Origin of the sequence: Pseudonocardia sp. UM4_GMWB1 (assembly GCF_017312155.1) — a bacterium.
Lineage (GTDB): Bacteria > Actinomycetota > Actinomycetes > Mycobacteriales > Pseudonocardiaceae > Pseudonocardia > Pseudonocardia alni.
Genome location: NZ_QJPN01000001.1, coordinates 4,280,315 through 4,293,601, shown reverse-complemented (window position 1 = coordinate 4,293,601; position 13,287 = coordinate 4,280,315). Strand labels below are relative to the sequence as shown.

Sequence of the window (13,287 nt, the reverse complement as noted above, 5' to 3'; positions counted from 1 at the left end):
CCGACACGGCCCGGGAGGGCGCAATGACCGGAACGCTGACGGCACCCGGCGGCACGGGGACCGACCCCGGCTGGGCCGACGAGGTGCGTGCGCTGGCCCGCGAGCGGGACGCGGTCCTGCTGGCGCACAACTACCAGCTGCCCGAGATCCAGGACGTCGCCGACCACGTGGGGGACTCGCTCGCGCTGTCCCGGATCGCGGCCGAGTCCCACGCGTCGACGATCGTGTTCTGCGGCGTGCACTTCATGGCCGAGACCGCCAAGATCCTCAGCCCGGACAAGACCGTGCTGATCCCCGACGCGCGGGCCGGCTGCTCGCTGGCCGACTCGATCACCGCCGACCAGCTGCGGGAGTGGAAGGCCGAGCACCCGGGCGCCGTCGTCGTCTCCTACGTCAACACCACCGCCGCGGTGAAGGCCGAGACCGACATCTGCTGTACCTCCTCCAACGCCGTCGAGGTCGTCGACTCGATCCCGCGCGACCGCGAGGTGCTCTTCCTGCCCGACCAGTTCCTCGGCGCGCACGTCCGGCGCACCCTGGAGCGGGAGAACATGCACGTCTGGGCCGGGGAGTGCCACGTGCACGCCGGCATCAACGGCAAGCAGCTCACCGAGCGGGCCGCGGCCCACCCCGGCGCCGACCTGTTCGTGCACCCCGAGTGCGGCTGCGCGACCTCGGCGCTCTACCTGGCGGGCACCGGCGCGGTGCCCGCCGAGCAGGTCAGGATCCTCTCCACCGGCGGGATGATCGACGCGGCCCGCGCCACCGGCGCGACGGAGGTGCTCGTCGCGACCGAGGTCGGGATGCTGCACCAGCTGCGCCTGGCCGCCCCGGAGATCGCGTTCCGCGCGGTGAACGAGAACGCGTCCTGCCCCTACATGAAGATGATCACCGCCGAGGCGCTGCTGCGGTCGGTCCGCGAGGGCACCGACGAGGTCCACGTCGACCCCGACCTCGCCGCCCGCGGCCGTGCCGCCGTGCAGCGGATGATCGAGATCGGTCAGCCGGGAGGTGGGGAGTGACGGCGCGGGGGGTGAGCTGGGAGGCCGGCGCCGACCTGGTCGTCGTCGGGTCCGGGGTGGCCGGGCTGACCGCCGCGCTCGACGCGGCCGCGGCCGGGCTGCGCGTCGTGGTGGTCACCAAGGACGGCATCGGCGAGGGCTCGACCCGCTGGGCGCAGGGCGGGGTGGCCGTCGTGCTCGGCGACGTCGCCGGGGACTCGCTCGGGGCGCACGTCGCGGACACCCGGGCCGCGGGCGGCGGGCTCAACGACGCCGACGCGGTCGACGTGATCGTGCGCGGCGGGCCCGGCGCCGTGCGGCGGCTGCGCGAGCGCGGCGCCCTGTTCGACGCGCGCGGCGCCCGCCTGGACCGCACCCGCGAGGGCGGGCACTCGGCGTTCCGGGTGGTGCATGCGGGCGGCGACGCCACCGGCGCCGAGGTCGAGCGGGCGCTGGTCGCGTCGACCCGGGAGGCGGGCGTCACCGTGCTCGACGGGCACGTGGCCGACGACGCGCTGCGCGACGTGACCGGCCGGGTCGTCGGGCTCTCCGTCCTGGCCGGGGACGGCGGTGCGGAGACGGGCGTGCTGCGCGCCCCCGCGGTCCTGCTGGCCACCGGTGGGTACGGGCAGCTCTACTCCTCGACGACCAACCCGGCGACCTCCACCGGCGACGGCGTCGCGATCGCGCTGCGTGCCGGGGCGACGGCGGCCGACCTGGAGTTCGTGCAGTTCCACCCGACCGTGCTCTGGACCGGCCCGGCGGTCGGGCGCCGCCCGCTGGTCACCGAGGCCGTCCGCGGCGAGGGCGCGGTCCTGCGCGACCGGGCCGGGCACGCGTTCATGGCCGGGGTGCACCCGCTGGCCGACCTCGCCCCGCGCGACGTCGTCGCGGCGGCGATCACCCGGCACACCGCCGAGACCGGCAGCGAGTGCGCCTGGCTCGACGCGACCGGTCTGGCGGGCTTCGCCACCCGGTTCCCGACCGTGTTCGCCTCCTGCCGGGAGGCGGGCATCGACCCGCGGACCGAGCCGATCCCGGTGAACCCGGCGGCGCACTACGCCTGCGGCGGCGTCGTCACCGACACCTGGGGCCGCACCGGCGTCCCGGGGCTGTACGCGGCGGGCGAGGTCGCCCGCACCGGGCTGCACGGGGCCAACAGGCTCGCGTCGAACTCGCTGCTGGAGGGGCTGGTCGTGGGGGAGCGGGTGGTCCGCGCGGTCTGCGAGGACCGGGCCGCGGCCGGGCCCGCGCTGCTCACCGCGCCGGTCGAGCCCGCCCCGGCGCTGCCGGTCGCGGACCGCGCGACCCTGCAGCGCGCCCTGTCGCGCCACGCCGCCATCGGACGGGACGCGACCGGGCTGGCCGCCGCGTCCGACGCGGTCGAGGCCGCCACCGTCGTCGGTGTCCCGGTGGGCCGCGCGGGGGTGGAGGACGCGGCGCTGACCCTGCTGGCGCAGGCGGTGCTGGCCGCGGCGGGGACCCGGCGCGAGTCGCGGGGCTGCCACGTGCGCACCGATTTCCCGGACCGCGACGACGTGCACCAGGCGTCGTCGCTGCGGGTGCGCCTCGACGCGGCCGGCCGGCCGGTGGTCGTCGCCGACGCCCTGGTGGGTGCGGCATGACCCGGGTCGCCGCCGGGGTCGGCGGGGCCACCGGCATCGGGGCCCCCGACGCGGCGGACCTGCGGCGCGTGGTGCGCACGGCGCTGGAGGAGGACCTGCGCTACGGCCCGGACGCGACGTCGGCGGCCACCGTCCCCGCCGACGCCGTGGCCCTCGCCTCGTTCACCCCGCGCGCCGACGGCGTGCTCGCCGGGGCCCCGGCCGCGCGCGCCGTGCTCGACGAGGTGCTGGGGGCGGGCGGCTATGCGGTGCTCGCCGAGGCCGCCGACGGTGACCGGCTCACCGCCGGCGCCCCGGCACTCACCGTGCGGGCCCCCGTGCACGGGCTGCTCACCGCCGAGCGCACGGCGCTGAACCTGCTCACCCACCTGTCCGGGGTCGCGACGGCCACCCGCGCCTGGGTGGACGCCGTCGCGGGCACCGGCGCCCGGATCCGGGACACCCGCAAGACGCTGCCGGGCCTGCGGCTGCTGGAGAAGTACGCCGTGCGGTGCGGCGGCGGGGTGAACCACCGGCTCGGCCTGGGCGACGCGGTGCTGGTCAAGGACAACCACGTCGCCGCCGCGGGGTCGGTGTCCGCCGCCCTGACCGCGGCCCGGGAGCTGGCCCCGGACCTGCCGTGCGAGGTGGAGGTCGACTCGCTCGACCAGCTCGACGAGGTCCTCGCGCTCGGCGCCGAGCTGGTCCTGCTCGACAACTTCACCGTCGCGCAGACCGCCGAGGCGGTGCGCCGGCGCGGCGCCGGACCGACGCTGCTGGAGTCCTCGGGCGGGCTGTCGCTCGACGTCGCGCGGGACTACGCGGCGACCGGGGTGGACTTCCTGGCCGTGGGCGGGCTGACCCACTCGGTCACCGCGCTGGATCTGGGGCTGGACCTCGTTCCCGGATCCTGACGATCGACCTCGCGGCGACTCTGCGTCACGGAACGTCGAGGTGGGACCACTGACGGGTACGGATCGCGGACACGTCGCGAACCGCGTCCGTGATCTTGGGCGATGGTGTCACAATCCCGCATGGCCATCGCTCCCCCCGAGTTCGCCGACCCGTTGCGGTACCGGACGGCAGCTGCACCGGCACGGCGCCGTCGCCGTCCGTTCCGGCCGCTCGTGCCGTCCGTGCCGTTGCTCGTGGCGGCGGGTGCGGGCGTCACCACGCTCGCGGTGTTCCCGCTGGTGTCCGGGGCGTTGGTTGACGACGCCTACATCACCCTCACCTACGCCCGGAACCTCGCGTTCCACGCGCACTGGGGGGTGAACCTCGACGGTGTCGCCCACACCGCGACCTCGCCGTTGAACGTGCTGCTGCTCGCGGCCGTGGCAGCGGTGGTGCGGCAACCGGTCGTGGCGGCGGGAGTCGTGTTCGCGCTCTGCGTCGCGGCGACGGGCTGGTGGGCGGCGAGGACCGCCTCCGTGCGGAGCTGGCCGGTGTGGACCGGGCCCGTGGCCGCGGCGGTCGTGCTGGTGAACCCGCTGCTGCTGTCCACCGTCGGGCTGGAGACCCACCTCGCGGTCGCGCTCCTGGTCGGGCTCTGCTGGGCGGCGACCGCGGGACGGCCCGGTGCGGCCGGGGTGCTGGGCGGGCTGCTCGTGCTCACCCGCCCGGATCTGGCCGTGGTCGTCGTTGCCGCGACGGCCGCGGTGCCGGCGCTGATGCGCCGGGCCCAGGTCGTGTTCGCCGCCGCGGCGGCGACCGCCCTGCCGTGGTTCGTGCTGGCCTGGATCCTCCTGGGGTCGGCGGTGCCCGACACGATGCTGTGGAAGGTGGGGGCGGACTGGGGTGGCACGACCGTCCTCAACGGTCTCGGTCTCTATCTCCGGGTGTTCCCCGTGGCGACCCCGCTCGCGCTGATCGGTCCGGTCGCCGGGGTGGTCGCCGGGGTGCTGTGGGTGTTCGCGCAGGGAGTGCGCGCGGTTCCCGCACTGGTGCTGGGCGCGGGTTCCGCCGCGCACCTGCTGGTTTTCTGCTTGCTCGGCACGGCGCCGTACCACTGGTACTACGGTCCCGCTGTCGGTGCGCTGTCGGTACTGGTCGTGTTCGCGCTCGCCGCGGTGTCCGGCTGGGCCTGGGCGCACGCGCCCGAGATCGCCCCGGTCGTGGTCCGCGCGGGGTGCGGGGCGGTCGTCCTGCTCGTGCTCCTCTCGGCGGGTTACGCGGGGCACGACGGGGCGCGCTGGCGGATCGCGCCGATCTCCACCAACCACGCGACGTCCGAGGAGTACGCACGGGTGGCGGGCGGGCTGCACGGCAAGGTCGTCAGCGCGGGGGAGGTCGGGGCGCTGGCCTTCTTCTGTGAGGACCGGTGCGCGATCGACGATCCGTTGTCCGAACGTGCCGCCCTGCTGGGGCGGGTCCGGGACCGGATCGACCGCTCGGGCCCTGTCCTGGGCGCCGTGCTGCGGGTCAACTACCTCTTCGTGCGCCCTGCTCGGTACACCCCCGGGACGAGCACGCTGGTGATGCGGCGTGGGACCTTTCCCGACGGGGTCGACGTCGCCACACCGTGGAGCGGAGCCGGCAACCTGGTCGTCCTCCCGCGGTGAGCACCCGGCTCACGGCCCCGCCAGCAGCTCCGACTGCACCGGGGCCGGGAAGCGGGCGGAGACCCGCGCCCCGCCCAGCAACGCCCGCAGGCGCTCCGCGGCGTCGTCGACCGCCCGGCGGGCGGCTGGGTCGACGTCGCCGAACAGCCGGGTCACGACGGCGCCGTCGGGCCGCTGCACCCAGGTCCCGGCGACGGCGCCGTCCACCCAGACCGCGGGGCCGCCGTTGCCGTTGCGGTCGAACAGCAGCGGTGCGTGCGCCGGGTCGAGGTACCAGCCGCGGGCCTTCCACCCCATCGTCGTCGGGTCCAGGCTCGGCAGCAGCGCCACCGACGGCCCGGGGTCGGCGACCGGGTCGAGGTCGTCGGGGAGCAGGTGACCGGTGCCGCCGTCGTCGAGCCCGACCTCGACGGCGCCGACGTCGGCCAGCGCGGTGCGGGTGGTGGCGACCGTCCAGCCGGCCCACCACCGCAGGTCGTCGCGGGTGGCCGGGCCGAACGCGCGCAGGTGGGCACGGGCCAGCCCGGCCGCCGCGGCGCGGCGCACGCCGTCGTCGGCGGTGGCGGGCGGGGGAGCGCCGATGCCGCCGGGCACCCAGTCGTCGGCGGCGGCCCACCGGTACTGCCCGTTGACCCAGGTCCCGACCGGCTCGCCGCGCAGCACCCGCCCCTCGAAGCCGAGCACCAGCAGCACCCGGCCGTGCGCGGGCTGGGTCCCGCCGCCGGGCAGCGTGACCCGCCGGGCGGCGAGGTCGGGCAGCGCGGCGCCGACCGCGCGGGCCGGGGTCGGGCCGTGCTCGCGCAGCAGCGTCAGCACCCGGTCGGCGGCCTCGGCGTACCAGGCCTGCGGGTCGTCGACGCCGTCCGCCGCGAGCTGCCGCAGCAGGTCACGGCGCTGCACCGCGGCGACGTCCACGGTGGCCGCGTGGTGGGCCAGGGCGGCGTGGGCACGACTGAACACCCACAGCGTGCGGCGCATCGCGTGGTGGCGCAGCAGGGTCCGGTCCTCGTGCAGCGCCGCCGCGACCGGCGCCAGCGACGGCGTCGCCATCCGGGCCGCCGCCGACAGGTACACCGAGACCGGGTCGGTGGAGTGCAGCGCGACCAGGTCGTCGCTGATCGCGACGACGTCGTCGGTGCGGGTGTGCGGGGCGAGCCGGTGCCGGGTCACCAGCCGGGCCCGGCGTTCGGCGTCGCTCACGTGGCGGGTCACGCCGCGGAGACTGCCACGGCCCACCGACGGCGAGGACGTGGCTCACCCCGCCGGGATGGGACCGTGCCGGACCGCCGCCGTATCCTGGGGGCCATGCTCCGCCGCCTCGACCTGCGAGCCGAACCGCTGCCCCGTCCGGCCACCCTGCGCGGCATGATGCCGCGCGCCGAGCTGGACATCGACGCCGCTCTGGAGCGTGCCCGCCCGCTGGTGGAGGACGTGCGCGACCGCGGCGCCGCCGCCGCGCTGGACGCCACCGAGCGCTTCGACCGGGTCCGTCCGGAGACCGTGCGCGTCCCGGCCGAGGCGATCTCCGCCGCCCTGCGCGATCTCGACCCGGACGTGCGCGCGGCACTGGAGACCTCGATCGAGCGCGCCCGGATCGTGCACGCCGAGCAGCGCAGGCCCGACGTGGTCACCCAGGTCGTCCCCGGCGGCACCGTCACCGAGCGGTTCGTCCCGGTCCGCCGGGTCGGGCTCTACGCCCCGGGCGGGCTGGCGGTCTACCCGTCGAGCGTGATCATGAACGTGGTCCCGGCGCAGGCGGCCGGCGTGGAGTCGCTGGTCGTCGCCTCCCCGGCGCAGGCGGAGTTCGGCGGACGCCCGCACCCGACGATCCTGGCGGCGGCCGCGCTGCTCGGCGTCGAGGAGGTGTGGGCCGTCGGCGGCGCCCAGTGCGTCGCGCTGCTGGCCTACGGCGGCACCGATACCGACGGCGCCGAGCTGGAGCCGGTCGACATGGTCACCGGCCCCGGCAACGTCTACGTCACCGCGGCCAAGCGGATGCTGCGTGGCCTGGTCGGGATCGACGCCGAGGCCGGCACCACCGAGATCGCGATCCTCGCCGACGACACCGCGGACGCCGCGCACGTCGCCGCGGACCTCATCTCGCAGGCCGAGCACGACCCGAACGCCGCATCGGTGCTGGTCACGACCTCCGACGCGCTGGTGGAGCGGGTCGAGGCCGAGCTGGAGACCCGGGTCGGCGCGACCAAGCACACCGAGCGGGTGCGCACCGCGCTGACCGGGCCGCAGTCCGGGGTCATCCTGGTGTCCTCGACCGCCGACGGGGTCGCCGTCGTCGACGCCTACGCCGCCGAGCACCTGGAGATCCAGACCGCCGACTCCGGGGGCGACGCGGCGAAGGTCCGCAACGCCGGTGCGGTCTTCGTCGGGGCCTGGTCGCCGGTGTCGCTGGGCGACTACTGCGCCGGGTCGAACCACGTGCTCCCGACCGGGGGCTGCGCGCGGCACTCCGGCGGGCTGTCGACGGCGACGTTCCTGCGCGGCATCCACGTCGTCGACTACGGACGCGCGGCGCTGGCCGAGGTCGCCGGCCGGGTCGTGACCCTGGCGAACGCCGAGGACCTGCCCGCCCACGGCGAGGCCGTGACCGCCCGGTTCGAGGGGGCCGGGGCGTGACCGCCGGGTCGACGGTCCGGCTCGCGGACCTGCCGCTGCGCGAGGACCTGCGCGGGAAGAGCCCGTACGGCGCGCCGCAGCTCGACGTCGCGGTGCGGCTCAACACCAACGAGAACCCGTACCCGCCGCCGCCCGAGCTTGTCGCCGACGTCGCCGCCTCGGTGGAGGAGGCGGCCCGTGAGCTGCACCGGTACCCCGACCGCGACCTCGTCGCGCTGCGGGGCGATCTCGCCGCCTACCTGTCCCGGCAGACCGGGGTCGAGCTGACCACGGCGAACCTGTGGGCCGCGAACGGGTCCAACGAGATCCTCCAGCAGATCCTGCAGACCTTCGGCGGTCCCGGCCGGACCGCGCTCGGCTTCGTGCCCAGCTACTCGATGCACCCGATCCTCGCCTCCGGTACGCAGACCGAGTTCGTCCCGGTGCCGCGCCGCGACGACTTCACCCTCGACATCGACGCGGCCGTCACCGTCCTGGCCGAGAAGGCCCCGGACGTCACGTTCGTGACCAGCCCGAACAACCCGACCGGGCAGTCGGTCGCCCCGGCCGACCTGGCCCGGCTGGTCGACGCCGCCCCCGGCATGGTCGTCGTCGACGAGGCCTACGCCGAGTTCGCCGAGGCCACCGGCCGCCCGAGCGCCACGACCCTGCTGGCGACGCACGGCCACAAGCTCGTGGTGTCGCGGACGATGAGCAAGGCGTTCGCCTTCGCCGGCGGTCGGCTGGGCTACCTCGCCGCCGCGCCCGCGGTGATCGACGCACTCCAGCTCGTGCGACTGCCCTACCACCTGTCGGTGCTGTCGCAGGCCGCCGCGCGGGCCGCGCTCCGCCACGCCGAGGCCACCCTCGGCTCGGTGGCGCTGCTCGCCGCCGAGCGGGACCGGATCTCCGGCGAGCTGGCCGCCGCCGGCTACGACGTCGTCGCCTCCGACGCCAACTTCATCCTCTTCGGACGCTTCGCCGACGCCGGCCGCGCCTGGAAGGGGTTCCTCGACCAGGGCGTGCTGATCCGCGACGTCGGCATCCCCGAGCGGCTGCGGGTCACCGTGGGCACGCCGGAGGAGAACGACGCCTTCCTCACCGCCGCCACCGACCTCGCCACCCAGGAGCTGTTGTGATGACCGACAAGGTGAGCCGCATCGGACGCGTCGAACGCGTCACCAAGGAGACCCGCATCGTCGTCGAGATCGACCTCGACGGCACCGGGCGCACCGACATCACCACCACGGTCCCGTTCTTCGACCACATGCTCGACGCGTTCGGCAAGCACGGCAGCTTCGACCTGTCCGTGCACGCCGAGGGCGACATCGAGATCGACTCCCACCACACCGTGGAGGACGTCGCGATCGTGCTGGGACAGGCGATCCGCCAGGCGCTGGGGGACAAGAAGGGCATCCGCCGCTTCGGTGACGCCTGGATCCCGATGGACGAGGCCCTCGCCCAGGCCGTCGTCGACGTCTCCGGCCGGCCCTACACCGTGTGCACCGGCGAGCCGGAGATGATGCGCGGCTTCGTCGTCGGCGGGCACTACCCGACCGTGCTGAACAAGCACGTGTTCGAGTCCCTGGCCTTCCACGGGCACCTCGCCCTGCACGTCCGGGTGCTCGACGGCCGCGACCCGCACCACATCACCGAGGCCGAGTTCAAGGCCGTCGCCCGCGCGCTGCGGGCCGCGACCGAGCCCGACCCGCGGGTCACCGGGGTGCCGTCCACCAAGGGCGCCCTCTGACGGAATGTTGAGCCCTCAACTTCTGTTGCAGAGGGCATGACGAAGATCGGGTTCCTGTCGTTCGGGCACCACGGAGAGGTCCCCGGGTCACGGACCCCCACCGCCGCCGACGCGCTGCGCCAGACCGTGGAGCTGGCGCGTGCCGCGGAGGACATCGGCATCGACGGCGCCTTCGTGCGCGTGCACCATTTCGAGCGCCAGCTGGCCGCGCCGTTCCCGCTGCTCGCAGCGATCGCGGCGACCACCAGCCGGATCGAGATGGGCACCGGTGTGATCGACATGCGCTACGAGAACCCGCTCTACATGGCCGAGGAGGCCGCCGCGACCGACCTGCTCTCCGGCGGGCGGCTGCAGCTCGGCGTGAGCCGGGGCTCGCCCGAGATCGCGCTGAACGGCGCCGAGGCCTTCGGGTACCGGCCCGCCGACGGGCAGACCCACGCCGACGCCGCCCGCGCCAAGGCCGAGGTGTTCCTCGCCGCGATCCGCGGTGCCGGGGTGGCACCCGCCGACCCGTCCCGCACCCGCGGGCGGCACGTCGCGCTGCCGGTGCAGCCGCAGTCCCCGGGCCTCGGCGACCGGATCTGGTGGGGCGCGGGGACCCGGGCCACCGCCGAGTGGGCCGCGACCCAGGGCATGAACCTGCAGAGCTCGACGCTGCTCACCGAGGACACCGGCGAGTCGTTCGACCGGCTGCAGGCCGAGCAGATCCTGCGCTACCGCGAGGCCTGGGCCGCCGCCGGGCACGACCGCGCCCCGCTGGTGTCGGTGTCGCGCAGCGTCATCCCGGTCACGACCGACCTCGACCGCCGCTACTTCGGTGAGCGCGGCGAGGACGACCAGGTCGGGGTCCTCGACGGCGCCCGGTCCCGGTTCGGCCGCAGCTACGTCGGCGACCCGGACCGGATCGCCGCCGAGCTCGCCGAGGACGTCGCCGTGCGGGAGGCGGACTACGTGCTGTTCACCGTGCCCAACCAGCTCGGTGTCGAGTACAACGCGCACCTGCTGCGCTCGATCGCCGAGCGGGTCGCCCCGGCGATCGGCTGGGCGCCGGCCGGTCACCAGGTGGCGGCGGCGGTTCCCAGCAGCTGAGGCGGGCCGGGCAGCGGCGCGGGCCGGCCGTCGAACTCCAGGGGGAGCACGGGTTCGACGAGCCGGCCCATCGGCCCGTCGACGGCGTGCCGCCCGATGGTGGCCGCCCCGGGCCGGGGCAGGTCCGCTACCTCCGACGCGGCGAACATCCCGAGCCCCCGGACCGCACAGCTCGCCGGGCAGGTGACCGTGGAGCGCGACGGCACGCCCGGCCTGCCCGACGACGTCGCCCATGCCCTCGCCGTCCCCGGCGCCCGGATCCCGCTGCCGACCGTGCTCGTCGTCGGAGGACCTGCGGGACCGACCGCCGTCGACGCGGTCGGGACCGCCGACCCCGGCCTGGTGCAGCCGGGGGAGGTGGTCCTGTCCAGCCCGACGGCCGCCGCGCTCGGCCTCGCCGGGGGCGCGATTCTCGACGCCCGGTTCGCCGACGGCAGTGTCGTTCCGCTGCGGGTCGCGCGCATCCTGCCACCCGACGAGCAGCGCGGAGACCTCGTCGTCGACCGCTCCCAGGTGCGCGCGCACAATCCGGCGGCCCTCACCCGCACGGCGTTCCTGCCGGCGGGCGCGGTGCCCGACCCGCCACCGGCCGGGGTCACCGTGCGGGACGCGGCGGCCCACGCGGCCGCCGGGTACGCCGTCGACGCCCGGCTGACCGGCCTGCTGGCGACGCTGCTGGTCGCGGTGTCGGCGGGCCACGGCGCGCTGGCCGTGGCGGCGGGCGTCGTGGCCGCCACCGGGACCCGGCGGGCCGACCTGGCCGTCCTCGTCGCGGCCGGGGCTACCCGGGCCCGGATCGTCGCGACCGTCGCCGTCGAGACCGGTACGGCCGCGACGCTCGGGATCGTGCTCGGCCTGGCGGTGGCCGTGCCGCCCCTGGCCGCCCTCGCCTCAGGGCTGTCAACGGCCACCGGCACCGCGGTGGCCCCGGTGCCCGACGTCGGCGTGACCGCCCTCGCCGCCGGAACGTGCCTGCTCGTCGCCGTCCTCGCCGGTGCGGTGACCGCGGCGCGCGCGGTCCGATCGTCATCATCAGTACCTGAGCGCCGTCACCGGTCGGGCCGAGCAGCGCACAGGTACTGATGATCACGGCGCCGCCCCCGGGCCGCGGGGAGCCGCGCGAGGCGGCGACTACGCTGGTCGCGTGGCACGCATCGTCGTCCTCGACTACGGCTCCGGGAACCTGCGCTCCGCCGAGCGCGCCCTCGAACGCGTCGGCGCGGACGTCACCGTGACGTCCGACTTCGACGCGGCGACCGAGGCCGACGGTCTCGTCGTCCCCGGGGTGGGCGCCTTCGCGGCGTGCATGCAGGGCCTGCACGCCGTCCGTGGCCCGCAGATCATCGGGCGTCGGCTCGCCGGCGGCCGCCCGGTCCTCGGGATCTGCGTCGGCATGCAGATCATGTTCGAGCGTGGCGTCGAGTTCGACGAGGACACCGAGGGCTGCGGCGAGTGGCCCGGCACGGTCGAGCGGATCCAGGCCGACGTGCTGCCGCACATGGGCTGGAACACCGTCCGCATGCCGGAGGAGTCCATCCTGTTCGCGGGGATGGACGCCGACACCCGCTTCTACTTCGTGCACTCGTTCGGCGTCCGGCGCTGGACCCTGGAGCCCTCGCACGCGATCGCCCCGCCGAAGGTCACCTGGACCCACCACGGCGAGGACGTCGTCGCCGCGGTGGAGAACGGGCCGCTGTCGGCGACCCAGTTCCACCCGGAGAAGTCCGGTGACGCCGGCGCCGCGGTCCTGGAGAACTGGCTGCGGTCGGTCACGGGCTGAACGGGTCGCCCGGTCAGGACGCGGCGAACACCGCGACCCCACTGCCGTCGGGTCGCGCGGTCACCGTGCCGCGCCGTGCCGAGCCGTCCGTGCAGGTGATCTCGACGGCCGGGCCCGAGCCGGGGTCGAACACCATCAGCCGCACGGAGCGGGCGCCGGGCACACCGGTCGCGCGAGGTGCGCCGGCGAGCAGCCCCGCGAGGGCGGTCGTGTCGAGGTCGCCCAGGTCGACGGTGCGCTGATCGGGGTCACGGGCGATCGCGGACACGACGTCGAGCCTCGTGAGCCCGGCCCCCGGCGTCCAGGTGTAGGTCCGGTCCGCGCGCGGGTTCCCCGGCTCGGCGATCCGAACCCCGCCGTCGTCGGGGCCGCGTACCGACAGCGAGTCGACGACGGTGCCACCCGAGACGCGGCGGACGGCCGCGACCAACTCGGTCAGTCCCCGGTCGGTCCGCAGATCGACCGGCTCGACGACGACCGGGGCGGTGACGGGGACGGGCGCGGCCGCCGTGGGAGGCGGCACTGGTGGCCGGTGCACCGGACGGGAGACGACGGCGTGCGCGACGGCCATCGCCGCGTCCAGCGCGACGGCCACCCCGATCCGCACCGGCCAGTAGCCCGGCGCGTCCCGGTCCGGCCGTGTGGGGGAGGCCGCCACGCTCCGGGCCGGCGACGGCCCTCGCCGTACTCGCGCGACGCCGGGAAGCTGCAGGTCAGCGGTGAGCGTGGTGAGGTCACCGATGTGCGCCGCCCGCAGCGCGGCGGCGACCCGGGTCCGGTGCTCGACGCCGTCGATCTGGCCCTCGGCGAAGGCGACGTCGAGCCGGTCGCAGGTCGCGGTCCGGTCGGAGTCACGGGCCCGCTTGCGGGAACGGAGGGAAGGCACGGC

Annotated in this window: 13 protein-coding genes; 10 read left to right on the top strand and 3 right to left on the bottom strand. The window is 75.9% G+C overall.

Going from position 1 to position 13,287, the window contains the following annotated elements; all coding sequences use genetic code 11:
• Nucleotides 1–23 precede the first annotated feature (23 nt).
• The 4 genes from nadA to DMP15_RS19970 all read left to right on the top strand — a co-directional run bounded on the left by nadA (nt 24) and on the right by DMP15_RS19970 (nt 5,166).
• Nucleotides 24–1,022: a quinolinate synthase NadA gene (gene nadA / locus DMP15_RS19985; protein WP_073573899.1), complete on the top strand. Its 999-nt coding sequence runs from the start codon at nt 24–26 to the stop codon at nt 1,020–1,022.
• Nucleotides 1,019–2,626 (top strand): L-aspartate oxidase, encoded by a 1,608-nt coding sequence (locus DMP15_RS19980; RefSeq protein ID WP_337826292.1) that lies wholly within the window; start codon nt 1,019–1,021, stop codon nt 2,624–2,626. Before nadA ends, DMP15_RS19980 begins: the two co-directional genes overlap by 4 nt.
• On the top strand, nt 2,623–3,519 hold the full coding sequence (nadC, locus tag DMP15_RS19975; protein ID WP_337826291.1) for a carboxylating nicotinate-nucleotide diphosphorylase: 897 nt from the start codon (nt 2,623–2,625) through the stop codon (nt 3,517–3,519). Before DMP15_RS19980 ends, nadC begins: the two co-directional genes overlap by 4 nt.
• Before the next feature lie 120 nt (nt 3,520–3,639).
• Complete coding sequence (locus tag DMP15_RS19970; protein WP_179760342.1) at nt 3,640–5,166, top strand: hypothetical protein; 1,527 nt, start codon at nt 3,640–3,642, stop codon at nt 5,164–5,166.
• A 9-nt stretch (nt 5,167–5,175) separates the two neighbouring features.
• Here the strand turns inward: DMP15_RS19970 and DMP15_RS19965 are convergent, their stop codons facing one another.
• Nucleotides 5,176–6,378, bottom strand: coding sequence for a winged helix DNA-binding domain-containing protein (locus DMP15_RS19965; RefSeq protein ID WP_337826290.1), 1,203 nt, complete (start codon nt 6,376–6,378; stop codon nt 5,176–5,178).
• Between the two features lie 93 nt (nt 6,379–6,471).
• On the opposite strand from DMP15_RS19965, the gene hisD reads away from it, so the two are divergent.
• The 4 genes from hisD to DMP15_RS19945 are packed head-to-tail and all read left to right on the top strand — an operon-like array spanning nt 6,472 to nt 10,618.
• Entirely contained in the window at nt 6,472–7,800 is a 1,329-nt protein-coding gene (gene hisD / locus DMP15_RS19960; protein ID WP_337826289.1) for a histidinol dehydrogenase, read from the top strand.
• A complete protein-coding gene (locus tag DMP15_RS19955) occupies nt 7,797–8,918 on the top strand; it encodes a histidinol-phosphate transaminase (RefSeq protein ID WP_073573894.1) in 1,122 nt (373 codons plus the stop codon). Before hisD ends, DMP15_RS19955 begins: the two co-directional genes overlap by 4 nt.
• A gap of 11 nt (nt 8,919–8,929) precedes the next feature.
• The gene (gene hisB, locus DMP15_RS19950; protein WP_208623216.1) at nt 8,930–9,529 is read left to right on the top strand and encodes an imidazoleglycerol-phosphate dehydratase HisB; all 600 of its coding nucleotides are present in this window, start codon (nt 8,930–8,932) and stop codon (nt 9,527–9,529) included.
• A gap of 36 nt (nt 9,530–9,565) precedes the next feature.
• A complete protein-coding gene (locus DMP15_RS19945; RefSeq protein ID WP_253068972.1) occupies nt 9,566–10,618 on the top strand; it encodes an LLM class flavin-dependent oxidoreductase in 1,053 nt (350 codons plus the stop codon).
• Here the strand turns inward: DMP15_RS19945 and DMP15_RS19940 are convergent.
• Complete coding sequence (locus DMP15_RS19940) at nt 10,585–10,824, bottom strand: hypothetical protein (RefSeq protein WP_167379028.1); 240 nt, start codon at nt 10,822–10,824, stop codon at nt 10,585–10,587. The genes DMP15_RS19945 and DMP15_RS19940 overlap by 34 nt on opposite strands.
• Between DMP15_RS19940 and DMP15_RS19935 the strand changes: the two genes are divergently transcribed.
• Together DMP15_RS19935 and hisH are read left to right on the top strand one after the other, a co-directional pair.
• On the top strand, nt 10,808–11,701 hold the full coding sequence (locus DMP15_RS19935; RefSeq protein WP_337826288.1) for an FtsX-like permease family protein: 894 nt from the start codon (nt 10,808–10,810) through the stop codon (nt 11,699–11,701). The genes DMP15_RS19940 and DMP15_RS19935 overlap by 17 nt on opposite strands.
• Nucleotides 11,702–11,762: 61 nt before the next feature.
• Entirely contained in the window at nt 11,763–12,398 is a 636-nt protein-coding gene (gene hisH, locus DMP15_RS19930; protein ID WP_073573889.1) for an imidazole glycerol phosphate synthase subunit HisH, read from the top strand.
• A gap of 13 nt (nt 12,399–12,411) precedes the next feature.
• Here the strand turns inward: hisH and DMP15_RS19925 are convergent, their stop codons facing one another.
• Nucleotides 12,412–13,284, bottom strand: a complete 873-nt coding sequence (locus tag DMP15_RS19925) for a DUF1707 SHOCT-like domain-containing protein (RefSeq protein WP_073573888.1) — start codon at nt 13,282–13,284, stop codon at nt 12,412–12,414.
• Between the last annotated feature and the right edge of the window lie 3 nt (nt 13,285–13,287).